Below are 23,941 nucleotides of genomic sequence, written 5' to 3' on the forward strand. Positions count from 1 at the left end.
GCCTCCTAGTGGCAGGTGTAGGTCGGGCTGGTGTCCAGGACCTTGCCGTCGACGCCGATGAGCTGCGTCTGGAAGCTCGTGTCCGTCATCGACAGCTTGAGGACGCCGAAGGTCTTCAGCAGCTTGGCGGTCGTCGCGTGGGCCGGGCTGAGGTCGTACAGGTTGGCGCCGCCGCTGCCGCCGACGATCTCGACCGGGCCGTTCGCGTCCGCCTTGCCGTCGGCGTTCTGCGGGACGAACCGCTCGTAGTCGTGGTCGTGACCGTTGAGGACGAGGTCGACCTTGCTGGACACCATCAGGTTCCACAGCTCGATGCTGTCCGGGTTGTCGCCGTGGTCACCGGAGCTCCACCGCGGGTGGTGGTAGTACGCGGCGACGCAGCCCTTGGTGTTGTTCGCCAGGTCCTGCTTCAGCCAGGCCAGCTGCTCGCTCGGGCCGAACTCGTGGGTCGCGAAGTCGTTGGAGTCCAGGGCGATGAAGTGCCAGTTGCCCAGTTCCCAGCTGTAGTAACGCTTTCCCTGCGGCTTCGCGATGGCGCCGAAGTAGTCGTCGTAGCCCTTGTACGGCGTGTCGTCGTAGGTCTCGTGGTTGCCGGGGATGGGCTTGGTCTTGCTCTTGAACTTGCCCCACGTCGTGTCGTAGTAGGACTTGAAGTCCGAGAGGTGGGCGTCGTCGTACTGGTTGTCGCCCATGGTGATCACGGCCGCGGGGTTCATGTTCTCGACGAGCTTCGCGGTCTTCGGGTGGACGCAGCCGGAGCTGCTCGCGGTGCAGCGCTCGGCGATGTCACCGGCCGCGGCGAGGACGAATCCCGCACTCCCGGCCGCGGTCTTGACCGTGATCGGCGTGCTCGCGGGCGAGGCGTTCCCCGCGGCGTCGCGGGCGCGGACCGCGTAGGTGTAGCTCGTGCTCGGCGTGAGCCCGGTGTCGGTGTAGGACGTCGTCGCGCTGGTGGCCACGACCGTGCCGTTGCGGAGGACGTCGTACCCGGTGACGCCGACGTTGTCCGTGGCGGCGGACCAGGTCAGGGGGACGCTGGTGGCGGTCGCCGTGCCCGCGGCGAGGCCGGCCGGGGTGGTCGGGGCCTGGGTGTCGCCGGAGGAGTCCGTGCTGCCGAAGACCTGCATCTCCCAGAAGGAGTAGCCGTAGCTCGTGGCGCGGGTCAGGCCGACGAAGCGTACGAAGCGGCCGCGGGCGGTGAGGCCGCCGAGGTCGTCGATCTTGCCGTCGCCGGTGTCGACGGTGGCGGCCGTGGTGAACGACGTGCCGTCGTCGGAGACTTCGATCCGGTACTTCTTCGCGTAGGCGGCTTCCCAGTTGAGCACGACTCGGTGGATGCTCGCGGTCTGGCCGAGGTCGATCCGCAGCCACTGCGGGTCGGCGCCTTCGGCGCTGGCCCAGCGGGTGGTGGTGCTGCCGTCGACGGCCTTGGCGCCGCTGTAGGACGAGCTTTCGACGGTCGAGGTGGCGACGGGTTTTCCCTGCGACAGCAGGACATCGGCGGCCTGGGTGCCGGCGGCCGCGGCGATCGCGGACGGCAGCAGCACCACGGCGGCGAGCACCGGGGTGAGTCGGGCTAAGGGACGTAGGCGGGTGGACGGCACGTCGCGCTCCTTACGGGCCTGGCGGTGGCTGGTGGGCTGCGGCGTCGGGTTAACGGGAGTGAAACTGTTAGGAAAGTTTCCTAACTAATGAGAGCGTATCGAGGCGGTGATCCGGCTGACAAGACTTGTCTTGCCGTTGAATCGGTCAAGAGGGTGATTTCTTCACGGTTTCCGCAGCTCAGCGCGTGTGCCGATGAGCGGGACCCTGCTCCGGGCCGCGGGACTTTCGTTGTTCCGCAACGAAAGTCACCGTCGGAAGACCACCCGATTCAGCGATGGCAGTCGCACAGATGTTCGGTAGTTTCGGATGCATGGCCCCTGCATCCCGAACCCCAGCCCTCCGGCGAAGACCCGGCTCAGCCGTCCGACCCCAGCAGTTTCCGGATTTCCGCCACCGCGGCGCGCCCCGCCCGGTTCGCCCCGACCGTGCTCGCCGACGGCCCGTACCCCACCAGGTGCAGCCGCGGTTCGAGCACCACCCGCGTGCCGTCCATGCGGATCCCGCCACCCGGTTCACGCACGTGCAGCGGGGCGAGGTGGTCGATCGCCGCGCGGAAGCCGGTGGCCCACAGGATCACGTCGGCGTCGAACCGCGAGCCGTCCGCCCAGACGACACCGCCGGGCGTGATGCGCTCGAACATCGGCCGCCGCTCGAGGATCCCGGCGGCCCGCGCGGCCCGCACCTCCGGCGTCACGGCGAGATCGGTGACGCTGACAACGCTTTCGGGCGGCAGCCCGGCTCGCACCCGGTCATCGACCTTGGCGACGGCGGTGCGTCCCCAGTTCTCGCTGAAGGGCTCGTCCCGCCACACGGGCGGCCGCCGGGTGACCCAGGCGGCGGCGCGGGCCAGCGGCGCGAACTCCATGAGCAGCTGAACGGCGGACGCCCCGCCCCCGACGACGACCACCCGCAGTCCCCGGAAGGCTTCGGGCCCACCGTAGTCGGCGGTGTGCAGCTGCCGCCCGGCGAAGGTTTCCTGGCCGGGATAGCGCGGCCAGAAGGGCCGGTCCCAGGTCCCGGTGGCACTGATGACGGCCCGCGCGGCCCAGGATTCCACCGGGCTCGAGACGACCAGCCGGTCCCCCGCGCGCGTCACGGACTGGACATCGACGGGCCGCAGCACCGGAAGGTCGTAGACGCTCTCGAAGCGCGCGAAGTACTCGGAGACCACCTCGGAGGCAGGGCGCGTGACGTCGGGAGTGCCGAAGGCCATGCCGGGAAGGTCGTGAATGCCATGAACTTTCCCGAGAACGAGCGACGGCCACCGGTACTGCCAGGCACCCCCGGCCCGTTTCCCGTGATCGAGCACAACGAACCCACGCCCATTGCCAAAACCGGCCCGCCGCAGGTGATAGGCGGCCGAGAGCCCAGCCTGCCCGGCCCCGATCACCACGACTTCAGTCTCGTGATCCGCACCGCTCATGGAGAGTCCAACAACGACCACCCGGGCATATTTCGCGCCCTACATCACATTGCACGCTCCTCGGGCGGCTGACTGCGCCGATTCAGCGGCACCCGTTCACCAGCAGCCACGCGACCGGCTTCCTCCGGTCAGCCGGGTTCACACCACTCGAGCCACCCGCCCGGCTCCCCCACCTCAGCCCTGCCCGCACCACCGAGCCACCCGCCAGACAACCGACTGCCTCGGCCTCGCCCGGCCCGCACCACCCGCTACCTAAACCACCGCCCTCCAGCCAACCCGGGCCCGCATCACCGAGCCACCCGCCACGCAACCGGCTGCCCCGGCCTAGCCCAGCCCGCACCACCAGGCCACCCGCCACCCAACCGGCGCCCTCCGGCCCACCCGAGCCCGCACCAGCAGGCCCCCGCCACGCAACCGGCTCCCGCCCACCCCAGCGTCAGCCATGCCAAACCTGGAAAGGAACCAACGCTCCCGTCCTCAGCGAGGCGCGGCCCACCAGGCCCGTTCCCCTCACACGGCAACCTGGTTCCGCCCCGCCTCCTTGGCCCGGTACAGCGCAGCATCAGCCGTGCGGAGAACATCGTCGAGAGTCGGGCCGGCGTCGGGATGGCGGGCCACCCCGATCGAAACCGACAAACCGCTCACCCGGACCGTGCCCGAGCCCGTCGAGATCACCACGTTCAGCTCGCCCACCGCCACCCGCACCCGTTCCGCGATGGCCAGCACGTCCGCGTGGCCGATGCCCGGCAGCAGCACGACGAACTCCTCGCCGCCGAACCGGCCGACGGTGTCGCCCTGGCGCACCGCCCCGGAGATCGCCACCGCGACGGCGGCCAGAACGTCGTCGCCGGTCAGGTGGCCGTACGTGTCGTTAATGCGCTTGAAATGGTCCAGGTCGATCATCAGCACGGCGAAGTCGCCGGCCGCACCGCGGCGCTGGGCGCGGGCGTGCTCGCGGACCGCGGATTCGTGCCAGCCCGCGGTGTTCAGCAGCCCCGTTTTCTCGTCGGTGACCGCGGCGACCTGCAGCTGCTGCTTCAGCAACAGGTACCGGTGCAACAGCAGCAACGGCGCGACAACGAACACCACCAGCACCGGCTGCTCGACCAGCGCCAGCACAGCAAGCCCGCCGAGGCAGAGGGTCGCCAGCTCGAAAGCGTTGTCTTCCCAGGTGCCGATCAGGTCCGCCGCCGAGCGCTGGCTCGTGTACAGGTAGATCCCGGCCGCGACGACGCCGACGTTCACCAGCTCGAACACCGCGGCCGCCAGGCACAATGCGAACAACCCGCGCGGCGTCTGCAGCGGCGTCCCGTGCAGCCCCAAGACCGCGAGAACGGAGGAAGCAGCGAAGCAGGAGAGCATCGCCCACGCCGTGCTGGCGACGAAGCGGTGCGCGGGCCGCGTACGCACCTGTCGCCACACTCGCACCCACAGGTGCGTGTAGAGCACGACGGCCAGCAGCGCGACCCAAGCCGGCGGGAGCAGGACGACGCCGGCCAGGTACCAGACGGACGTCACGTTGATGTGCGTCTGCCCGCTCATCCACCGGCGCAACCGTTCGATGCGGCGCGACATCTCGGCCTGCGCCACCCCCAACGCGACCAGCACGGCGAACCACACCGGACGCACCGGCCCACCGAACCCGCTGACCAGCGCGGTCACCGTCGCGACGACGGCCAGCAGTTCACAACCGAGCGCATAGGCGATCCAGCGGGCCTTGGCGCCGCCCCACATCGCCCATCGCGCAGGCCAGCCCGGCCAGGAGGAAACCGCTTCCCGGCGCACGGCGGCCAGCGCTCTCAAGAGCCGAGGTCACAGACGTGACGAACCGGCATCGTGACGTACCCCTTGCGCGAAGTTCGGCCGACAGGTTGCCCAGGGTAGCCGTTCCGGCGAGCGGCGTCGCCAGTCCGGGGGAATTGCCGGCAACGCGCCTGCCCGAAAACCCGCGCAGAGTAAATCAGCCCAGCTCGGCCGGCTTGCGCAGAGCGAGAGCGGTCGAGCTCGTCGCGCCGGGCCACCCCCGCGCTAGACCAACCCGACCCGCCGCCCCCGGCCAGCTCACCCGCGCAAAGCGCCAACCACCACCCAGCGCGAGACCAACCAGGACCGTCGACTCAGGTCAGATCACTTCCGCAGCGCGCGCACGATCGCGACCAGACCGACCACCGCGGCAATGCCGATCAGCACCGGCACCACCCGCTTGAGCACGGACTGCCCCGCGTAGTCGAGCAGGTCGATCGCCTCGGTCTCCGGGGGTGCCGGGACGCTGTGCAGCGCCGGGCGGTCCGCCGGCTTGGCCTTCGGCTCCGTGTTGATCTCCGCCGTGGTCGGCGCCGGCTTCACCGCCGGCTGGGGCTTGGCCACCGGCTCGGCCGCCTGCCCCGGGGCATCCGGCACCGGCTTCACCGCCGGTTCGGCCGCCGGCTGGGCCTGTGCCGCCGGAGCGGTCGCCGCCTCCTGCCCGGCCTGGGACTTCCCGGCGGCCACCGGCGAGGCCTGCGCCGCCGAAGCCTTCCCAGCCGCCGCCTGCGCGGTCGATTCCTGCGCCGCCGGAGCCCTCCCGGCCGTCCCCTGCTCCGCCGCGTTCTCCGCCGGGGCCAGTTTGCCCGACAGGCAGCCCGCGAACGTGTCCAGGATCTTGCCGCCCACCTCGCTGATCAGCCCACGGCCGAACTGGGCCGGCTTGCCCGTGATCGCCAGGTCCGTGGCCACCGCTCCGTGGGTTCCGCCGTCCGTCTCCGTCAGCGTCAACGTCACCGTGGCCGCCGCCGTGCCTGCTCCGCGGGAATCTTTGCCCGAGGCCTTGATCGTCACCTTGCGGGCGGCGTCGTCCTTCTCCAGGAACTCGCCGTTGCCCTTGTACAGCAGGGAAATCGGCCCCAGCTTGACCTTCACCGTCCCGCTGAACTTGTCGCCCTCCACCTTGGTGAGCGTCGCGCCGGGCATGCAGGGGGCGACGCGCTCCGGGTCGACGACCGCCTGCCAGACCTCGCCGATCGGTGCCGGGACGGTGAACTCGTGGTCGAGCCGCACGGGCCGACCTCCTCTCTGCCGAACCTGGGTGTCCGCACCCCACCCTAGCCGTCCCGGGGCCGCGGCCCGGCGGACGAGCCGCGGCCCCGGGAACGTGCGTCAGGCGCCGGCCGCCGCCGCGATCGCGCGGCCGGTCAGCACCTCGGCCAGGTGACGGCGGTATTCGACGTCGGCGTTGCCGTCGACCGGCGGATTCGTGCCCTCCGCCGCGTGCGAAGCCGCCGCGCGGATCGAGTCCGCCGAAGCCTGGACGCCGACCAGGGCCGCTTCGACACCCGAGGCCCGGACCGGGGTCGAACCCATGTTCGTCAGCGCGACGCGGGCTTCCTCGATGACCCCGCCCTCGGTACGGACGGTGACCGCGACCGCGACCATCGACCACGCCTGGGCGACCCGGTTGAACTTCTCGTAGTGCGCCCGCCACCCCGTGTGCTTGGGCACGCGGACCTCGACCAGCAGCTCGTCCGGCGCCAGCGCCGTGGTGAACAGGTCGCGGAAGAACTCCGCGGCCGGCACCGTGCGCCGGCCCGACGGCCCGGCCAGCACCAGCAACGCGTCCAGCGCGAGGACCGGCGCGAGCAGGTCCCCGGCCGGGTCCGCGTGCGCGATCGCGCCGCCCAAGGTGCCGCGGTGGCGGATCTGCGGGTCGGCCACCGTGTCCGTCGCCTCTTTGAGCAACGCCGCGTGCGAAGCCACCAAGGCGTCCCGCTGGACGTCGTAGTGCGTCGTCATCGAGCCGATCACCAGCTCGTCGCCCTCCTCGCGGACACCGCGCAGTTCGGCGACGCGCCCGAGGTCGACCAGCGTGGTCGGCGCCGCGAGGCGCATCCGCAGCACCGGCAGCAGGCTCTGCCCGCCGGCCAGCACCTTGGCGTCCTCGCCCGCCGCGGCCAGCGCCTGCACCGCTTCGTCCACTGTGGACGGGCGGACGTAGTCGAAGGGAGCCGGGATCACTGCGCACCTCCGGTGGCGTCGATGGAGCCCAGCCCGCCGCCGGCCTCGGCACGGCCGGGGCCGCCCGCGTCGGTCGTGCCGTGCTGGATGGCGTGCCAGACCCGCATCGGGGTCAGCGGCATCTCGATGTCGTTCACGCCGAACGGCCGCACGGCGTCGATCACCGCGTTGACCACCGCCGGGGTGGACGCGATGGTGCCCGCCTCGCCGACGCCCTTGGCGCCGAGCGGGTTCGTCGTCGACGGCGTTTCCGTGCGGTCGGTGGTGAACGACGGCAGGTCGGCCGCCGACGGCAGCAGGTAGTCGGCGAACGTGCCGGTGGTGAGCGTGCCGCTCTCGTCGTGTTCGGTGCCCTCGAACAGCGCCTGCGCGATGCCCTGCGCGAGCCCGCCGTGCACCTGGCCTTCGACGATCAGCGGGTTCACCGCGACGCCGACGTCGTCGACGCAGACGTACGAGCGCAGCTTGACCCGGCCCGTCTCGGTGTCCACTTCGGCGGCGCACAGGTGCGTGCCGTGCGGGAACGAGAAGTTCTCCGGGTCGAACGTCGCGTCCGAGTCGAGCGACGGCTCGATCCCGTCGGGCAGGTTGTGCGCGAAGAACGTCGCGAGCGCGACGTCGCCCATCGTCGTGGACGTGTCGGTGCCCTTCACGGTGAACTTGCCGCCGGCGAACTCGAGGTCGTCCTCGGCGCATTCGAGCAGGTGCGCCGCGATCGGCTTGGCCTTCGCGACCACCTTCTCCGCCGCCTTGACGATGGCGATCCCGCCGACCACCAGGGACCGCGAGCCGTAGGTGTCCAGGCCCTTGTGCGACGACTGCGTGTCGCCGTGCAGAATTTCGACGTCCTCGAACGCGACACCGAGTTGGTCGGCGACGATCTGGCTCCACGCCGTCTCGTGGCCCTGGCCGTGCGCGGACGCGCCGGTCGTGACCTCGACCTTGCCGGTGGGCAGCATCCGGATCGACGCGTACTCCCAGCCGCCGGCGCCGTAGGCCAGCGACCCGAGCACCCGCGACGGCGCGAGGCCGCACATCTCGGTGAACGTCGAGATGCCGATGCCGAGCTGCACCTTGTCCTTCGACGCGCGGCGCTTCTCCTGCTCGGCGCGCAGGCCGTCGTAGTCGAAGAGCTGCTTGGCCTTCTCGGTGGCGGCCTCGTAGTTGCCGGAGTCGTAGGTCAGCCCGCACACCGTGGTGAACGGGAACTCCTCGTGCTTGATCCAGTTCTTCTCGCGCAGCTCCATCGGATCCATGCCGAGCTCGACGGCGAGCTCGTCCATGATCCGTTCGATCGCGAACGTCGCTTCCGGGCGGCCCGCGCCGCGGTAGGCGTCGGTCAGCGTCGTCGTCGTGTACACGTTGGTGCACGCGAAGTGGTACGCCGGGATCTTGTAGATCGCGTTGAACATGAACGCGCCGAGGATCGGCACGCCCGGCCCGACCAGGCCGTTGTACGCGCCGAGGTTGGCGAGCAGCTCGACCTTGAGGCCGGTGACCTGGCCGTCGCGGGTCGCCGAGATGGTGATGTCCTGGATCTGGTCCCGGCCGTGGTGCGCGGCGAGCATCGTCTCCGACCGCGTCTCGTTCCACTTGACCGGCTTGCCGAGCTTCTGCGCGATCAGCAGCGCCAGCATTTCTTCCGGCAGGACGCCGATCTTGCCGCCGAAGCCGCCGCCGACGTCCGGGGCGATCACGCGCAGCTTGTGCTCGGGGATGCCGAGCGTCAGCGCCGACATCACGCGCAGGATGTGCGGGACCTGGGTGGCCGCCCACATGGTGATCTGCGCGCCGGTCGGGTCGACGACGCAGGCGCGCGGCTCCATGAAGGCCGGGACCAGGCGCTGCTGGCGGAAGCGGCGCTTGAGCACGACCTCCGACGAGCTGATCGCGTCTTCGACGTTGCCGCCGGTGCCGGCCTCGCCGGAGTCGAACTTCCAGACCGCGTTCGTGTTGGTGCCGAGGTCCTCGTGCACCAGCGGGGCGCCCTCGGCGATGGCGGCTTCCATGTCGAGGATGACCGGCAGCTCGTCGTACTCGACGTCGATCTCCTCGAGCGCGTCGTGCGCTTCGGCGGACGAGCGCGCGACGACGACCGCGACGCCTTCACCGGCGAAGTTGACCGTGCCGGCGGCGAGCACCGGGCGGCGCGGCGCCTTCATGTCCGGCGTGATCGGCCACGCGCAGGGCATGCCGACCGCGCCGTCCGGGTCGAGGTCCTGCGCGGTGTAGACGGCGATGACCCCGGGCGCGCTCTTCGCCGCCGCCGTGTCGATCGAGACGATCTTGGCGTGCGCGAACGGGCTGCGCAGCACGGCCAGGTGCAGCAGGCCGGGGAGCGCGATGTTGTCGGTCCAGCGGGTGCGGCCGGTGATCAGCCGCTCGTCCTCCTTGCGGCGGCGGGACTTGCCGACCTCCGGTTCGATCGTGGCGGTCATCAGTCACCACCCACGCCGACGTGCTTGTTCTCGGCGATCCGCTCGGCTTCGGGGCCGGCGCCGGGACTCATGTTCTGCGCGGCGTCGCGGACCGCGCGGACGATGTTCTGGTAGCCGGTGCAGCGGCAGAGGTTGCCTTCGAGCCCTTCGCGGACGGCCTGTTCGTCCGGGTCGGGGTTGTCGGCCAGCAGGTCGATCGACTGCATGATCATCCCCGGCGTGCAGAACCCGCACTGCAGGGCGTGGTTGTCGTGGAAGGCCTGCTGCACCGGGTGCAGCTTGCCGTCGCGGGCGAGACCTTCGATGGTGGTGACTTCGCAGCCGTCGGCCTGCACGGCCAGGACGGAGCAGGATTTCACGCTGTGCCCGTCCAGGTGGACGGTGCAGGCGCCGCAGTTGCTGGTGTCGCAGCCGACGACGGTGCCGACCTTCCCGAGTTTTTCCCGTAGGTGGTGCACGAGGAGCGTGCGAGGTTCGACTTCGTCGGTGTACTTGGTCCCGTCGACGGTGACGGTGATGCGCATCAGGCCTCCAAAAGCCGGTTCGGGAACGGCCTGCCCGACCGTGATCGGGCTCACAAACCCCGAGCGTGCTACGCGCCCCTCGCGCCGACAAGTCCTGATGTCACACGTTCAACTACCTGTTCCGCAGACACGCCGGAAAGCGGGCCGCAACTCCGTATGTGCGGAGTTCCGGATGGGTGAACTTTTATCGGCCGGTCGGCGTACTCAGCCGTGGATGCGGCCCGTCAGCTCCGCGAGCCGCTTGCCGCCGCCACCCCAGCGCAGCGCGATGATCTCCGCCGCGATGGACACCGCCGTCTCCTCCGGGGTCCGGGCGCCCAGGTCGAGGCCGATCGGCGAGGACAGCCGTTCGAGCTCCGGCTCGGTGATCCCGGCTTCCCGCAGGCGGGCGAACCGGTCGTCGTGGGTCTTGCGGGAGCCCATCGCGCCGACGTAGCCGACGTCCAGGCGCAGCGCGACCTCCAGCAGCGGCACGTCGAACTTCGGGTCGTGGGTCAGCACCGCGATCGCCGTGCGCCGGTCGATGCGGCCGGCGTCGGCCTCCGCCTGCAGGTAGCGGTGCGGCCAGTCGACGACGACCTCGTGCGCGTCCGGGAAGCGGCTGGTGGTGGCGAACACCGGCCGCGCGTCGCACACCGTGACCTGGTAGCCGAGGTAGGCGCCCATGCGGGCCATCGCCGCGGCGAAGTCGATCGCGCCGAAGACCAGCAGCCGGGGCGGCGGCTCGAAGGAGTTGACGAACACCGCCATCCCCTCGCCGCGGCGCTGCCCGTCCGGGCCGTAGTGCAGGGTGCCGGTGCGGCCGCTGGCCAGCAGGCCGCGCGCGTCGTCGGCCACCGCGTCGTCCATCCGCGACGAGCCCAGCGAGCCCTCGGTGCGGTCCGGCCAGACGATCATGTGCTCGCCGACCAGGCCTTCGTGCTCGTGCTCGATGATCGTGACGACCGCGACCGGCTCACCGCCGCGCACGGACGCGACCACGTCGCCGAGCTCCGGCATCGACTCGCGGTCGACCGGCTCGACGTAGATGTCGATGATCCCGCCGCAGGTCAGGCCGACCGCGAAGGCGTCGTCGTCGGAGACGCCGTAGCGCTGCAGCACCGGCTTGCGCTCGGCGACGACCTCCTGCGCCAGTTCGTAGACCGCGCCTTCGACGCAGCCGCCGGACACGCTGCCGGCGACCGTGCCGTCGGGGGCGACGACCATTGCGGCGCCCGGCGCGCGCGGCGCCGAGCTGAAGGTGGCGACCACGGTGCCGAGCCCGACGGTCTCGCCTTCGGACCAGCGGCGGAACACGTCGTCCAGTACGTCACGCATCGGAAATCTCCCCGAGCAGTCGTTCCAAGGTGGCCAGGGTGTGCCCGGCCAGCAGCCGGTCGATGTGGGGCAGCGCGGCCACGATGCCCGACTGGACCGGAGCGTACCCCGCCCTTCCGGCGTGGGGATTCACCCAGAATACGGCGTGCGCGAGCCGGCGCAGGCGGGCGAGCTGCTCGCCGAGCAGGCCGGTGTCGCCGCGCTCCCAGCCGTCGGAGAACACCGTGACGACCGCGCGGCGCGCCACGCCGCGCCGGCCCCAGCGGTCGAGGAACGCCTGGAGCGTCTCCCCGAGCCGGGTCCCGCCGGCGAAGTCCGGCACCGCCGAGCCGGCCGCGAGCATCGCGCGTTCCGGGTCGCGCTGGCGCAGCTGCCGCGACACGCGGGTCAGCCGCGTGCCGAGGGTGAACACCTCGACGGACTGGGGCGCCGAGCGCGTCAGGACGTGGGCGAACCGCAGCAGGGCGTCGGCGTACGGGCTCATGGAACCCGAGACGTCGACGAGCAGCACGACCCGCCGGGGCCGGCTGCCGCGCTTCGCCCGGACGAGCTTCAGGGGTTCGCCGCCGCTGGCGAGCATGGCGCGCAGCGTGCGTGACGGGTCGAGGCGGCCGCGCCGCGACGGCGTGCGGCGGGCGGCCGGCCGTCGCGGGGGCACGGGTTTCAGCGTGGCCAGCAGCTCGCGGAGGTGTTCGCGCTCGGCCGTGGTGAGTTCGGCGAGGTCGCGGTGACGCAGGACTTCCTGGGCGCTCGCGGCGACTTTGAGCTGGTCAGGGCCGTCGCCGCCCGCGGTGTCCGCGCCTTCGGCGGCGGCGAGCGGGGCGATCCGGGCCTGCTTCGGAGCGGCGGTCTTCGCGCGCTGCGGGGTCGTCGTTTCGATGGCGAACCACTGGCTGAACGCCTCTTCGTAGCACGGGAGGTCGTCGGGGCTCGAACACAGCGTCAGGCGCCCGGCCCAGTAGAGCTGGGTCGGTTCGGCGACGTCGATCTCGGCGACGGCGGCCAGGTACGCCTCGACGCGGTGCCCGTCGCAGGCAACCCCGGCTTCGCGCAGTGCGGCGGCGAACCCGGCGTACCCGGCGACGGGGTCGGCGGCGGTGGTCATACGTCCATTGTGCGCTTTTCTGGCGTCCCGGCGAGGAGTCGAACCTCGGACCTCGGCGTTCGTAGCGCCGCGCTCTCTCCTACTGAGCTACCGGGACAGGGGCGGTCTGCGCACTCGTCCCTCCCCGGACGGGCGCGCAGACCGCGCTCTTCGCCGCGGCCGACCCAAGGTAGCGAGGGGTGGGCGCGAAGAGCTTTTCGGAAGGAAAAGGGAAGTCAGCGAACGGCTCGGGAGATCGTGCCGCACGAGTTCCGGTTCTGCCGTCGGGTCACGATCTCCTCCTCTCGGTGGCGGTTTCTGCTGTGCTGGGAAAAGGATGCCCGAATGCCCCGCCGGCAGGCAACGCAATTAAAAACGCCCGCCTCGGCAGTCCATTGCAGACTGTCGAGGCGGACGTGGTTTCCGGAGTTCAGGCGGCCTTGGTGCCGGGCTGGATGTTCGCGCAGCCGCGCAGGCCGGCCGTCTTGTTCAGCTCCAGGACCGGGGTCAGCGTCTTCTGGGCGTACGCCTGGAGTTCCGCCAGCTTCGCCGGGTCGACCAGGTCGCGCCGGACGTGGTAGCTGACCCAGTTGCGCGAGTCGACCGTCGAGTTGCCGATCCCCTGGTTGGCGAAGATCGTCACGTAGTCGCGGTCGAACCGCGGATCCTGGTCGAACTGCAGCGTGGTGATCCACGACCCGATGAACGTGATCAGCTCCGGCTTGGCCTTCGTGAAGACGTAGTCGCGCAGCCCCTGCAGGTCGGCGTCGTGCAGGTAGTCGGCGATCGGCTTGTCGCCGAGGCCGGCCAGGTCGAGGACCCGGATGCGGCTGCCCAGCGACGTCCCGCCGAGGTCGATGAGGCCGACCTGCGCGGTGTCGGGCAGCTTGAGGATGTCCGCGAACCCGTTGACGGTCTGGGCGTCGCGCTCGGCGACGATGCAGAACGCCGTCTTGACGTTGGCGCGGTAGGTCGTGCCCTGCGTGTAGAGCCCGCTCAGCGAGCTGACCAGCGCCACCACGAGCAGGCAGCCGAGCACGATCCGGCCGCGCAGCCGGGCCGCGGACAGCGCCTCGACGACCACGATCGCGCCGCCGAACGCGCCGAGCGTCCAGATCGGTGTCGCGAAGCGCAGCTGCCCCATCCAGTCGTACTCGAGCACGATGTAGGCGACGACGGTGAGCCCGAACGGCACGAGCAGCGCGACCAGGCCGGTGCGCAGCCGCGACGGCCGGACCAGCAGCATCACCAGGCACGCGACGGCGACCGCGACGACCAGCCAGCCCACGTAGGAGACGATTTCGCCCGGCCGCGCGAGGTCGTCGAGGTCCGGCGGCTGCTGCCCCTTCGCGACGGCGGTGTTGGGCACCAGCCGGCCGAATTCGAACCAGCGGAAGACCACGTAGGCGCCGTAGGGCACGGCGAACCCGGCGACCGACACGACGACCGCGCGGACGCTGCGGCCGAGCAGGTCCCGCTTGAGGAACAGCAGGACGACGATCGGGTAGGCACCGGCGTAGATGATCCCGTCGGGCCGGGTCAGCGCGGCGAGCACGGCGATCAGCCCGGCACCGGCGGCGATCCGGGTGTCGAGCAGCCGGCCGCTCTGCACCGCGCGCAGGATCAGCACGGCGAGGGCGGCGATCGTCAGCGCGTAGAAGGAGTTTTCGAGTCCGGAGAAGCACCAGATGACGAAGGACGGGATCGCGGCGAGCGCGGCCCCGGCGGCGAACGTGACCAGCGCGGGCCGGCGCGTGAGCGTCTTCGCGCCGAAGTAAAACAGGACGAGGATGCCGGCGCAGCAGGCCAGCGCGAGGGCCTTGGGGAAGAGGATCTGGTCGTTGACGCCGAAGAGCGTGCCGTGGTCGAACAGGCCGACGAGCTTGCCGAGGGCGAGCAGGACCATCCAGGTCGGGTTGGAGTACCCCTCGACCGGCGCGGCGCCGGGCTGCAGGACCGGGCCGAAGCCGTCGGCGACGTTGCGCGAGTAGGCGAACGTGATGGCGGCGTCGTCGATCAGCCAGCGGCCGTAGAGCGAGGCGTGCGCGGCGATCAGCGCGGTCCCGCCGAGCACCGCGGCGACGGCGGCGAGCCGGGGCCGCCACCCCCGGCGTCCGGTGGCTGTGCCGTCCGGCCCGGGCCGGTCCGGCCCCGCTTCGGCCACCGGTCTCGTTTCGGTCGTCTCCGCCACGCTCATCCGCGGGTCCTCCCCCGTCTCGGCTTCGTCCGTCGTCCCACCGGGATCAGGCGAAGAGGGCGTCGAGCTTCGCCCGGACCCGGTCGAGGTCTTCGCTGTACTTCAGGACTGCGCCGAGTGTCCGCGCCGCCGTCGCCGCGTCCAGTTCGTCACGCTGCAGAGTCAGCAGGGCTCGCGCCCAGTCGAGTGACTCCGCCACTCCCGGTGGCTTCAGCAGATCCATTTCACGAAGGCGGTGTACCGCTTCTGCGATCTGCCGGGCCAGCACTTCGCCTGTTTGCGGGATCCTACGTCGCAGGATGGCGACCTCCCGAACCAGGTCCGGGTGTTCGAGCCAGTGGTAGAGGCAGCGGCGCTTGAGCGCGTCGTGCACTTCGCGGGTCCGGTTCGAGGTCAGGACGACCAGCGGGGGCTGTTCGGCGCGGACCTCGCCGTACTCGGGAATGGTGACCGCGTGTTCGTCGAGCAGTTGCAGGAGGAAGGCTTCGAACTCGTCGTCGGCGCGGTCGATTTCGTCGATGAGCAGGACACAGGGTGCGCTGATCAGGGCCTGCAGCAGCGGCCGGGCGAGCAGGAACCGTTCGGTGTAGAGGGAACGTTCGGCGGTCTCGACGTCGAGGTGCCCGTCACCGGCGGCTTCGAGCGCGCGCAGGTGCAGGAGCTGCCGCGGGAAGTCCCATTCGTAGAGGGCTTGGGAGGCGTCGATGCCTTCGTGGCACTGGAGGCGGACGAGCGGCCGCCCGAGCGCGGTGGCCAGCGCGAGGGCGAGCGAGGTCTTGCCGGTCCCGGGCTCGCCTTCGCAGAAGAGGGGCCGCCCCATCCGCAGGGCGAGGAAACCGGCGGTCGCGAGCCCGTCATCGGCGAGATAACCGGTGGCGTCGAGCGCCGCGGCGAGTTCTTCGGGCGAGTCCGTCACGCTGACGATCGTAGGCGGCGAGCGGGGCTCACGCCGGGCCCGGGAGGTCGGCGGGCCGGTCGACGTCCCGCCCGCTGCCGAGGTCACCGCACTCGACGAGCGTGAGGTCGGCCCGGCCGGCCAGCCAGTCCCGGGCCCCGCGATCACCACGGGCGGTTCCGGCGATCTCGGACCACCAGCGGCGGCCGAGCAGGACGGGGTGCCCGGGGATGCCGTCGTAAGCGGCACGGGCGACGGTGTCGGCGGCGGCGAGGGCGGCAACGCGGGCGAGGACGTCGGGCCCGACCCACGGGAGATCGACGAGGTGAACGAGCGCGGCGACGGGTTCGGGGGTGGCGGCGAGGGCGGCGAGACCGGCGCCGAGGGAGGCGCCCATGCCGGTGGCCCAGTCGGCGGCTTCGACGGCTTGCGAGGGGTCGGGGAGGAGGGCCCGGACCTGATCGGCGGCGGCGCCGACCACGACCCGGACGGGCGCGCACCCGGCGGCGGTCAGGGTGCGGAGGGCGCGGAGGACAAGGGGGTCGCCGTCGATCTGGGCGAGGGCTTTGGGGCTGCCGAACCGCCGCCCGGCTCCGGCGGCGAGCAGCAGCCCGGCGACTGGCGGGGTGGTCATGAGGGGGCCCCGGCAGTCAGGAAGGCGGGCGGCTGCGGGAGAGGTGGCGGTGCGGCGGTGATCGCCTGGCTGGCCAGAAGCAGAACTTCAGCCGATGCCGCGCCTCCGGCCGCCGCTGGCTGCGGAGAAAGGAACACAGCGAACGCGACCTCCGCTGCTATGGGCAGCCCTCCGGTCGTCGGCCGCCGCCGGGTGGCGGCTGCCCACTCAGCCATGGGCGCGGTCCGGGGCGCCGATCGCAAGGTCTGCTTCGATCGCCCGGGCCGTCTCCAAAAGCGGGGGGACCAGCTCGGTCTCCACCGACTCCGCCGTAGTCCGGCTTGCGTGGGTCGACAGGTTCACCGCTGCCACCACGCGGCCCTTGCGGTTGCGGATCGGGGCTGCCACCGAACGGAGGCCTTCCTCCAGTTCCTGGTCCACCATCGCCCAGCCCTGGCCGGCCACCTTGGCCAGCTCGGCCCGGAGGGAAGTGGGGGCCGTCACCGTGTGGTCCGTCAGGCGGTTCAGCTCCGCCACGACGAAGTACGCCTCCAGCTCCGCCTTGCTGAGGCCGGCCAGCAGGACGTGGCCCATCGATGTCGCGTGCGCCGGGAAGCGGGTGCCCACGTTGATGCTCACCGTCATGATGCGGGACACCGCCACCCGCGCCACGTAGACGATGTCCGTTCCCTCCAGGACCGAGACCGAGCTCGATTCGTGCACGCTCGCCGACAGGTGCTCCAGGTGCGGCTGCGCCACCTCCGGCAACGTCATGCTCGACAAGTACGCGTAGCCCAGCTCCAGCACCCGGGCCGTCAGCGAGAAGTACTTGCCGTCGGTGCGGACGTAGCCGAGGTCGGTCAGCGTCAGGAGGAACCGGCGGGCCGCCGCGCGGGTGAGGCCCGTCGCGCGGGCGACGTCGCTCAGGGTGAGCTCCGCCGCTCCCGCGTGGAACGCCTTGATCACGGCCAGGCCGCGCTCCAGCGACTGCACGTGGTGGGCACCGCGGTGCGCCGGTTCACCGTCCAGCTCGACCTCGACCTGCGCCCTCGTCACGTCCATTCCCGGCACCCTATCCGGCGTCCTTCGGCACGGCGCTCGGCTCGCCGAGCTCGGCCAGCGTGCGCTGGGCGATGGCGAACGCCGCGTTCGCCGCCGGGGCGCCCGCGTACACCGCCGTGTGCAGCAGGACCTCGCCGATCTCCGCCGCCGTCAGGCCGTTGCGGACCGCCGCCCGGACGTGCATCTCCAGCTCGTTGTGCGCCTGCAACGCCGTCAGCGCCGCCAGCGTCACGCAGCTGCGCGTGCGGCGGTCCAGGCCGTCGCGGGCCCAGACCGAGCCCCAGGCGCCCTCGGTGATGTAGTCCTGGAACGGGCGGCTGAAGTCCGTGGTGCCCGCGACCGCGCGGTCGACGTGCTCGTCGCCGAGCACCTCGCGCCGCACCTTCATGCCCTGCTCGTGGCGGTCCGTCACGTTCGCTCCAAGTGGTCCAGGATCAGCCGGGTGAACTCCGCCGGCTGTTCGTAGCTGCCCAGGTGCGCGGCGCCGGGCACGACCTCCAGCCGCGCGCCGGGGATGCCCTCGGCGATCGGCCGCGCGTGCTCCTCCGGCGAAGTCGCCGGGTCGTCCGCGCCCGCGATGACCAAGGTGGGTGCGGTGACCTTCGGCAGCAGCTCCAGCAGGTCCATCCGCTCGATCGCGCCGCAGCAGGCCGCGTAGCCCTCGGCTGGGACCGCCGCGATCATCGCGCGGAGGAACTCGGCCCGCTCCGGGTGGCGTTCGCGGTACGCCGGCGTCAGCCAGCGGCTCACCCCCGCCTCGGCCACCGCCGCGGTGCCTTCGGCGCGGACCGTGCGGGCCCGCTCCGCCCACATCGACGGCGGGCCGAGCTTCGCGGACGTGCAGCACAGCACCAGGCTCGCGATCCGGTCCGGCGCGTGGATGCCCAGCCACATCCCCGTCATGCCGCCAAGCGACAGGCCCACGTGGTGCACCCGCTCGGCGCCGAGCTCGTCGAGCAGCGCCAGGACGTCGGCGCCCAGGTCTTCGAGCTCGTAGGGCCCCGGCGGGACCGGCGACGCGCCGTGCCCGCGCGTGTCGTACCGGGCCACCCGGAACCCGCGCGCCACCAGCGGCGCGACCTGCGGTTCCCACATCCGCAGGTCGCTGCCGAGCGACCCGCCGAAGACGACCACCGGCCCGTCCTCGGGACCTTCCGCGACCCAGTGCAGCTTCACGGCGCTCATACCCGGAAGAAGACGGTCTCGCCGTCGCCCTGCAGCCGGACGTCGAAGCGGTAGCCGTCTTCGGTTTTCGCCGCGATCAGCGTGCCGCGCCGCTCCTGCGGGACCGTCGCCAGCACCGGGTCGGCCGTGTTGTCCTGGTCCTCGAAGTAGATCCGCGTGACGACCCGGTTCAGCAGGCCGCGCGCGAACACCGACACGTCGATGTGCCGGGCCTGGGTGGCGCCGCCCTCGCCGGGGACCACGCCCGGGAGGACGGTGAGGATCCCGTAGGTGCCGTCGGCCTCGGTCGGGCAACGGCCGAAGCCACGGAACTCGCCGTCCGCCGCGCCGCGCGGGTCGTCCGGGTGGCGGAAGCCGCCTTCGGGGTCGGCTTGCCAGGTCTCGATCATGGCGTCCGGGACCAGGTCACCGTTGCCGTCGCGGACGGTGCCGCGGATCCAGAACGCGCCGGGCGTGCCCTCGGGCACCACGTGCGGGCCGTCGGGCCAGGGCAGCCCGATCGACAGGTACGGGCCGACGGTCTGCGAAGGAGTGGGCAGCAGGCTCGACATCAGTCTTCGTCCTCTTCCTCTTCGAACACCGACGCGCCGCGCCCGCGCAGCACGATGTCGAACTGGAACCCGAGCGCCCATTCGGCCTGCGTGATCTCGTGGTCGTAGCGCGAGACCATCCGCTGCCGGGCCTTCTCGTCCGGGATCGAGTTGAAGATCGGGTCCTGGGAGAACAGCGGGTCGTCCGGGAAGTACATCTGGGTGACCAGCCGCTGGGTGAACGCCGAGCCGAACACCGAGAAGTGGATGTGCGCGGGGCGCCAGGCGTTGTCGTGGTTCTTCCACGGGTACGCGCCGGGCTTGATGGTGGTGAAGGTGTAGCGGCCGTCGCTGTCGGTGAGAGTGCGCCCGACGCCGTCGAAATTCGGGTCGAGCGGCGACGGCCAGCGGTCGCCGGTGTGGCGGTAGCGGCCGCCGGCGTTGGCCTGCCAGATCTCGACGAGCGAGTCGCGCACCGGGCGGCCGTCGCCGTCGAGGAGCCGTCCGGTGACGATGATCCGCTGGCCCTGCGGCTCCCCGGCGTGCTGCCGGGTGAGGTCGTTGTCGTGCTCGCCGAGGCGGCCGGGGCCGAGCAGCGGGCCGGTGACCTCGGTCAGCATCTGGGGGAGCAGGACGAGGTCCTGCTTCGGGTGCCGCAGCGCCGTCGAGCGGTAGCCCGGGTAGCCCAGGGGCGGGTGCGTGCCATCGGGGTCCTCCCCGTAGCGCGGCAGCCTGAATTCGGTCGGAGTGGCCACGTTTCTCTCCTTTACCGGCCTTCGAGGACGACGGCCAGCCCCTGGCCGACGCCGATGCAGATGGCGGCGAGGCCCCAGCCCCCGCCGCGGCGGTGCAGGTCGTGCGCCAGGGTGCCGAGGATCCGGCCGCCGGACGCGCCGAGCGGGTGCCCGATGGCGATCGCGCCACCGTGGGTGTTCACGATCTCCGGGTCCAGGTCCTTCCAGTCGCGCAAGCAGGCCAGCGACTGCGCGGCGAAGGCTTCGTTGAGTTCGACGGCGGCCAGGTCGTCCCAGCCGATGCCGGCGCGTTCGAGGGCGATCTCCGCCGCCCGCACCGGGCCGATGCCGAACACGTCCGGGTCGACGCCCGCCGCGCCGCGGCCGGCGATCCGGGCGAGCGGGGCTTTCGCCAGGCGGTTCGCGGCCCGTTCGTCGCCGAGAAGGAGGGCCGAGGCGCCGTCGTTGAGCGGGGACGCGTTGCCCGCGGTGACGGTGCCGTTCTCCTTGCGGAACACGGGCTTCAGCTTGGCGAGCTTCTCCGGGCTGGAGTCCGGGCGGATGCCCTCGTCGCGGGCCAGGTCCACGCCCTCGACCGGGACGACGAGGTCGTCGTAGAAGCCGTCGTCCCACGCCTTGGCGGCGTTGACGTGGCTGCGGGCGGCGAAGGCGTCCTGCTCGTCACGGCCGATGCCGTAGCGCTCGGCGAGCTGCTCGGTGGACTCGCCGAGGGAGATCGTCCACTGCGACGGCATCGCCGGGTTCACCATGCGCCAGCCGAGCGCGGTGTTGTAGAGGGTCTGGTTGCCCGCCGGGAACGCCTTCTCCGGCTTCGGCATGACCAGCGGCGAGCGGGTCATCGACTCGACGCCGCCGGCGACGACGAGCGAGGCGTCGCCGACCTGGATCGCGCGGCTGGCCTGGATGGCCGCGTCGAGGCCGGAGCCGCAGAGCCGGTTGACGGTGCTGCCCGGGACGGTCGTCGGCCAGCCCGCGAGGAGGGCGGCCATCCGGGCGACGTTGCGGTTGTCCTCGCCCGCGCCGTTGGCGTCGCCGAGGGTGACCTCGTCCACTGTGGACGGATCGAGGTCGTTGCGGTCCCGGAGTGCCTTGAGGACCCCGGCGGCGAGGTCGTCGGGACGGACGCCGGCCAGCGCGCCGCCGTAGCGGCCGAACGGGGTGCGGATCGCGTCGAGGACGTAGACGTCGGTCATGCGCTCGCCTTCCGGGTCGGCGGGGTGGTCGGGAGGAGCGGGTTCGGCGCGGCCGGAATCGCTCGTGGCGAGGGCCGCGGGCCGGTGGTGGTCATCGGTTCACCCTGCCATGGCTTCCGCGGTGCTGGGTGGTCATGCGCTCGCCTTCTCCAGGTCCCGGAGCACCGTCAGCTCCTGCTCGGTCGGCGCCGGGGTGGTCTTCAGGTCGTCCGCCACCTTCAGCTTCCAGCCCGTTGCCGCGACGACCTGGTCGAGGTGCACGCCCGGGTGCAGTTCGGTCAACGTCAGCTCCGCCGTCTCCGGGTCGGGGCGCAGCAGGCCCAGATCCGTCACCACCAGCGTCGGGCCCCGGCCCGGGAGGCCGAGCTTCTCGCGGTCGCCCTTGCCCGTTCCGTGGCCGAAGGAGGTCACGAAGTCCACCTTCTCCACGAACGCCCTCGGGTTCTGGCGCAGGACGACGAACACCTCGCCGCACGAGGCCGCGATCTCCGGGGCGCCGCCCGCGCCCGGCAACCGGACCTTCGGGTCGTGGTAGTCCGAGCCGATCACCGTCGTGTTGATGTTGCCGAACTTGTCCAGCTGGGCCGCGCCCAGGAACCCCACGTCGATGCGGCCCGGCTGGAGCCAGTAGTTGAACACCTCCGGGACGCTGATCACCGCGTCCGCCGTGTCGGCCAGCTCGCCGTCGCCGATGGACAGCGGCAGCCGGGACGGCTTGGCGCCCAGGCAGCCGGACTCGTAGATCAGCGTCAGGTTCGGGGCGTGCGCGCGGCGGGCCAGGTTCGCCGCCTTGCTCGGCAGGCCGATCCCGACGAAGCACGACATGCCGTCGCCGAGCGCGCGGGCGGCCGCGACGCTCATCATCTCGTCGGCCGTGTACTCGGCGCTCACGCCGTCACCCCGGTCAGCTCGTTCAGCCACTTCGTGAACTCCTCGCGGTCGCGGCCCACCTCGTCCCACGCCTGGTACGCCGCGTTGTCCCGCTCGTAGTACCCGGCCGCGTACGACGGCTTCGCGCCACCCGGGACCTCGGCCACCGCCGTGACCACCCAGGACGGCAGCACGACCGCGCCCGGACGGGGCTCCAGCTCGCCGACGATCTCCTCGACCGTCACCAGCGATCGTTTCGCCGCCAGCACCGCTTCCTTCTGGACGCCGGTGATGCCCCACATCTGGACGTTGCCGTCCCGGTCGGCGCGCTGGGCGTGGACGATCGTGACGTCCGGGTTCAGCGCCGGCACCGCGGTGAGCCGTTCACCGGTGAACGGGCAGGTGATCGGCTTGATCGTCGCCGTCTGGGCGGGCAGGTCGGTGCCCGTGTAGCCGCGCAGCACCGCGAACGGCAGGCCGGACGCGCCGGCGACGTACCGGTTCGCCATGCCCGCGTGGCTGTGTTCCTCGATCTCCAGCGGCACCGGCCAGTCGTGCTGGACGGCGTCGCGGAAGCGGTGCAGCGAGCCCACGCCCGGGTTGCCGCCCCACGAAAAGATCAGCTTGCGGGCGCACCCGGCCCCGATGAGCTGGTCGTACACGATGTCGGGCGTCATGCGCACCAGCGTGAGATCCCGCCGGCGTTGCCGGATGATCTCCTGCCCGGCCGCGACCGGGATGAGGTGCGTGAACCCTTCGAGCGCGACGGTGTCGCCGTCGTGCACCAGCCGGGCCACGCCCTCCTCCAGCGACAGCAGCTCCGCCATCACACCCTCCACACCGATCGGCCTGTTCGCATTACGCACACTCGTTCTGCAACCGAACATAGCACGGGGGACGGCGAGCCGACCAGACGTCTTCCACCCAATGGATGACGCGGGGAAGTTCAGCCGATGCGCACCAGCCGCGAACCGTGCGGCGGCACGGCAGCCGCCGTCCAGGACCCCCGGAACCGCCCGAGGTCCCGGCGCGCGACGACGTCACGCACCGGTCGTGCGCCGGGGATCCCCAGGTCCACGGTGATGTCCGCGGGGGTGGCACCCAGGTTGTAGACGGCCGCGTACCACCGGCCGTCCGGCGCGCGCTTCTTCCACACCTGGAGGGCGCCGCCGGAAACCTGCGCCGGGTACGAACCGGTCTGGTCGACCGCGATGACCTCGGGATTCGTCAGGATCGACACCGCGGAAGCGTCCAGGAAGTAGATGTCTCCCCCGACGTACAGCGGCGAGGAAGCCATGGACCAGAACGTCATCACGCTCTGCCGCTCGACGTCGGAGAGCCCGTCCTGGATGCCCGATCCCGTGTTGTTGCTGATCGGCATCGAATCCAGGTCCGGCCGGTACTGCGGCCCGAACACGCCGAGCCACGACGGCAGGTCCGCCCACCGCGCCTTCACCGAACTGTCCCAGCTGGACACCGTCTCGCAGTAGCACTCGACGTCGGTGTCCACGCGCACGCCGTTGGCGTAAGGGGCCAGCGAAGAACCGATGGACCGCGGGACCGGCCACGCGCTCGCGGTCAGCCACATCGGCCGCCGCGCGCGGTCGATCGCCTTGGACCACGCCGCGATGTCGGCGACGTTGTCCGCGGTCGTCCCGTCGACCTTGAGGAAGTCGACGCCCCACGAGGCGAACCGCGCCACGATCGAGTCGTAGTACTGCTGCGCACACGGGTTCGTGAAGTCGACCTTCCAGTTGCCGCCCCAGCCGTTCGACGGCGTCAGCGGCCGGTACGCGATGTCCTGGGCGCGGCACGACGTCCCGAGGATCGGCGCGTTCTTGTCGTAGACCTCCTTCTCGAGCCCGGTCACCGCGTACAGGCCCAGCTTCAGCCCGCGCGCGTGCACGTAGGAGGCCAACGCCGGGATCCCGGACGGGAACCGCGCCGGATCGGCGTCGGGAATGCCGTTGACGTCGGTGTGGAACACCCAGGACAGCGAGGCGTTCCAGCCGGAATCGATGTTGACGTAGGTGTAGCCGGCGGACTTCAGCTTCGAAGCCAGCGCGTCGGCCGCGTCACGCACGTGCGACTCGTTCAGCCACGAAGTGCCGTAACCCGCGCGGGTCGACGACTCGAGACTCCAGCTGCTCCACCCCATGAACGGCTTCACGAACGGCGTCCGCGCGTCGGCGGACGGCACCAGCAGGGCGGAAACACCGAGGACAGCAAGGACAACGGAAAGGAGGCGCTGCATCGAACA

At 71.4% G+C, this 23,941-nt stretch carries 21 protein-coding genes and 1 tRNA gene; all 22 read right to left on the reverse strand.

The genetic code is table 11. From position 1 onward, the window contains the following. Positions 1-5: 5 nt before the first annotated feature. The 22 genes from OO60_RS19535 to OO60_RS19640 all read right to left on the reverse strand — a co-directional run bounded on the left by OO60_RS19535 (position 6) and on the right by OO60_RS19640 (position 23,935). On the reverse strand, positions 6-1,562 hold the full coding sequence (locus OO60_RS19535) for a discoidin domain-containing protein (protein ID WP_003068356.1): 1,557 nt from the start codon (positions 1,560-1,562) through the stop codon (positions 6-8). Positions 1,563-1,960: 398 nt separating this feature from the next. Continuing rightward, positions 1,961-3,028: an NAD(P)-binding domain-containing protein gene (locus OO60_RS19540; protein WP_033261820.1), complete on the reverse strand. Its 1,068-nt coding sequence runs from the start codon at positions 3,026-3,028 to the stop codon at positions 1,961-1,963. A gap of 510 nt (positions 3,029-3,538) precedes the next feature. Then, entirely contained in the window at positions 3,539-4,762 is a 1,224-nt protein-coding gene (locus OO60_RS19545) for a GGDEF domain-containing protein (protein ID WP_003068352.1), read from the reverse strand. Positions 4,763-5,155: 393 nt separating this feature from the next. Beyond that, positions 5,156-6,064, reverse strand: coding sequence for an SRPBCC family protein (locus OO60_RS19550; protein ID WP_003068350.1), 909 nt, complete (start codon positions 6,062-6,064; stop codon positions 5,156-5,158). A gap of 99 nt (positions 6,065-6,163) precedes the next feature. Then, positions 6,164-7,018, reverse strand: a complete 855-nt coding sequence (locus OO60_RS19555) for an FAD binding domain-containing protein (protein WP_003068344.1) — start codon at positions 7,016-7,018, stop codon at positions 6,164-6,166. After that, positions 7,015-9,456: a xanthine dehydrogenase family protein molybdopterin-binding subunit gene (locus tag OO60_RS19560; protein WP_003068343.1), complete on the reverse strand. Its 2,442-nt coding sequence runs from the start codon at positions 9,454-9,456 to the stop codon at positions 7,015-7,017. The genes OO60_RS19555 and OO60_RS19560 overlap by 4 nt, the downstream gene beginning before the upstream one ends. Next, on the reverse strand, positions 9,456-9,980 hold the full coding sequence (locus OO60_RS19565; protein ID WP_003068341.1) for a (2Fe-2S)-binding protein: 525 nt from the start codon (positions 9,978-9,980) through the stop codon (positions 9,456-9,458). Before OO60_RS19565 ends, OO60_RS19560 begins: the two co-directional genes overlap by 1 nt. Positions 9,981-10,184: 204 nt before the next feature. Then, complete coding sequence (locus OO60_RS19570) at positions 10,185-11,297, reverse strand: XdhC family protein (RefSeq protein WP_003068339.1); 1,113 nt, start codon at positions 11,295-11,297, stop codon at positions 10,185-10,187. Continuing rightward, positions 11,290-12,402 (reverse strand): vWA domain-containing protein, encoded by a 1,113-nt coding sequence (locus OO60_RS19575; RefSeq protein ID WP_033261821.1) that lies wholly within the window; start codon positions 12,400-12,402, stop codon positions 11,290-11,292. The genes OO60_RS19570 and OO60_RS19575 overlap by 8 nt, the downstream gene beginning before the upstream one ends. A 20-nt stretch (positions 12,403-12,422) precedes the next feature. Beyond that, a tRNA-Arg gene (locus tag OO60_RS19580) sits at positions 12,423-12,499 on the reverse strand. Positions 12,500-12,811: 312 nt separating this feature from the next. Continuing rightward, positions 12,812-14,578 (reverse strand): hypothetical protein, encoded by a 1,767-nt coding sequence (locus tag OO60_RS19585; RefSeq protein ID WP_003070132.1) that lies wholly within the window; start codon positions 14,576-14,578, stop codon positions 12,812-12,814. A gap of 46 nt (positions 14,579-14,624) precedes the next feature. Further along, a complete protein-coding gene (locus OO60_RS19590) occupies positions 14,625-15,494 on the reverse strand; it encodes an AAA family ATPase (RefSeq protein ID WP_033261849.1) in 870 nt (289 codons plus the stop codon). 28 nt (positions 15,495-15,522) lie between these two features. Next, on the reverse strand, positions 15,523-16,107 hold the full coding sequence (locus tag OO60_RS19595; protein WP_003070126.1) for a nucleotidyltransferase family protein: 585 nt from the start codon (positions 16,105-16,107) through the stop codon (positions 15,523-15,525). A gap of 207 nt (positions 16,108-16,314) precedes the next feature. Next, a complete protein-coding gene (locus OO60_RS19600; RefSeq protein WP_003070124.1) occupies positions 16,315-17,148 on the reverse strand; it encodes an IclR family transcriptional regulator domain-containing protein in 834 nt (277 codons plus the stop codon). A 10-nt stretch (positions 17,149-17,158) separates the two neighbouring features. Continuing rightward, positions 17,159-17,560, reverse strand: a complete 402-nt coding sequence (gene pcaC / locus OO60_RS19605) for a 4-carboxymuconolactone decarboxylase (protein ID WP_003070122.1) — start codon at positions 17,558-17,560, stop codon at positions 17,159-17,161. Next, positions 17,557-18,333, reverse strand: a complete 777-nt coding sequence (gene pcaD, locus OO60_RS19610; RefSeq protein WP_003070119.1) for a 3-oxoadipate enol-lactonase — start codon at positions 18,331-18,333, stop codon at positions 17,557-17,559. The genes pcaC and pcaD overlap by 4 nt, the downstream gene beginning before the upstream one ends. Then, positions 18,330-18,884 carry a protocatechuate 3,4-dioxygenase subunit alpha gene (gene pcaG / locus OO60_RS19615; protein WP_003070116.1) on the reverse strand — a complete coding sequence of 185 codons (555 nt, stop codon included), beginning with the start codon at positions 18,882-18,884 and terminating at the stop codon, positions 18,330-18,332. Before pcaG ends, pcaD begins: the two co-directional genes overlap by 4 nt. Then, positions 18,884-19,618: a protocatechuate 3,4-dioxygenase subunit beta gene (gene pcaH / locus OO60_RS19620; protein ID WP_003070112.1), complete on the reverse strand. Its 735-nt coding sequence runs from the start codon at positions 19,616-19,618 to the stop codon at positions 18,884-18,886. Before pcaH ends, pcaG begins: the two co-directional genes overlap by 1 nt. 11 nt (positions 19,619-19,629) lie before the next feature. Then, entirely contained in the window at positions 19,630-20,811 is a 1,182-nt protein-coding gene (locus OO60_RS19625) for a thiolase family protein (RefSeq protein WP_003070108.1), read from the reverse strand. 132 nt (positions 20,812-20,943) lie between these two features. Continuing rightward, positions 20,944-21,675, reverse strand: coding sequence for a CoA-transferase subunit beta (locus tag OO60_RS19630; RefSeq protein ID WP_205624121.1), 732 nt, complete (start codon positions 21,673-21,675; stop codon positions 20,944-20,946). A gap of 23 nt (positions 21,676-21,698) precedes the next feature. Next, on the reverse strand, positions 21,699-22,508 hold the full coding sequence (locus tag OO60_RS19635; RefSeq protein ID WP_003070101.1) for a CoA transferase subunit A: 810 nt from the start codon (positions 22,506-22,508) through the stop codon (positions 21,699-21,701). 119 nt (positions 22,509-22,627) lie between these two features. Further along, positions 22,628-23,935, reverse strand: coding sequence for a glycoside hydrolase family 27 protein (locus OO60_RS19640; protein WP_003070098.1), 1,308 nt, complete (start codon positions 23,933-23,935; stop codon positions 22,628-22,630). Positions 23,936-23,941 lie beyond the last annotated feature (6 nt).

The sequence above is a fragment of the Amycolatopsis vancoresmycina genome (assembly GCF_000716785.1).
Lineage (GTDB): Bacteria > Actinomycetota > Actinomycetes > Mycobacteriales > Pseudonocardiaceae > Amycolatopsis > Amycolatopsis vancoresmycina.

Bases quoted from the DNA above. Each gene is read 5' to 3' on its own strand.
- OO60_RS19600 (WP_003070124.1), bottom strand. From the start codon at position 17,148: ATGGACGTGACGAGGGCGCAGGTCGAGGTCGAGCTGGACGGTGAACCG.
- OO60_RS19560 (WP_003068343.1), bottom strand. From the start codon at position 9,456: ATGACCGCCACGATCGAACCGGAGGTCGGCAAGTCCCGCCGCCGCAAG.
- OO60_RS19640 (WP_003070098.1), bottom strand. From the start codon at position 23,935: ATGCAGCGCCTCCTTTCCGTTGTCCTTGCTGTCCTCGGTGTTTCCGCC.
- OO60_RS19570 (WP_003068339.1), bottom strand. From the start codon at position 11,297: ATGCGTGACGTACTGGACGACGTGTTCCGCCGCTGGTCCGAAGGCGAG.
- pcaG (WP_003070116.1), bottom strand. From the start codon at position 18,884: ATGTCGAGCCTGCTGCCCACTCCTTCGCAGACCGTCGGCCCGTACCTG.
- OO60_RS19545 (WP_003068352.1), bottom strand. From the start codon at position 4,762: ATGTGGGGCGGCGCCAAGGCCCGCTGGATCGCCTATGCGCTCGGTTGT.
- OO60_RS19540 (WP_033261820.1), bottom strand. From the start codon at position 3,028: ATGAGCGGTGCGGATCACGAGACTGAAGTCGTGGTGATCGGGGCCGGG.
- OO60_RS19635 (WP_003070101.1), bottom strand. From the start codon at position 22,508: ATGGCGGAGCTGCTGTCGCTGGAGGAGGGCGTGGCCCGGCTGGTGCAC.
- OO60_RS19575 (WP_033261821.1), bottom strand. From the start codon at position 12,402: ATGACCACCGCCGCCGACCCCGTCGCCGGGTACGCCGGGTTCGCCGCC.
- OO60_RS19595 (WP_003070126.1), bottom strand. From the start codon at position 16,107: ATGACCACCCCGCCAGTCGCCGGGCTGCTGCTCGCCGCCGGAGCCGGG.
- pcaD (WP_003070119.1), bottom strand. From the start codon at position 18,333: ATGAGCGCCGTGAAGCTGCACTGGGTCGCGGAAGGTCCCGAGGACGGG.
- OO60_RS19625 (WP_003070108.1), bottom strand. From the start codon at position 20,811: ATGACCGACGTCTACGTCCTCGACGCGATCCGCACCCCGTTCGGCCGC.
- OO60_RS19630 (WP_205624121.1), bottom strand. From the start codon at position 21,675: ATGATGAGCGTCGCGGCCGCCCGCGCGCTCGGCGACGGCATGTCGTGC.
- OO60_RS19585 (WP_003070132.1), bottom strand. From the start codon at position 14,578: ATGAGCGTGGCGGAGACGACCGAAACGAGACCGGTGGCCGAAGCGGGG.
- OO60_RS19565 (WP_003068341.1), bottom strand. From the start codon at position 9,980: ATGCGCATCACCGTCACCGTCGACGGGACCAAGTACACCGACGAAGTC.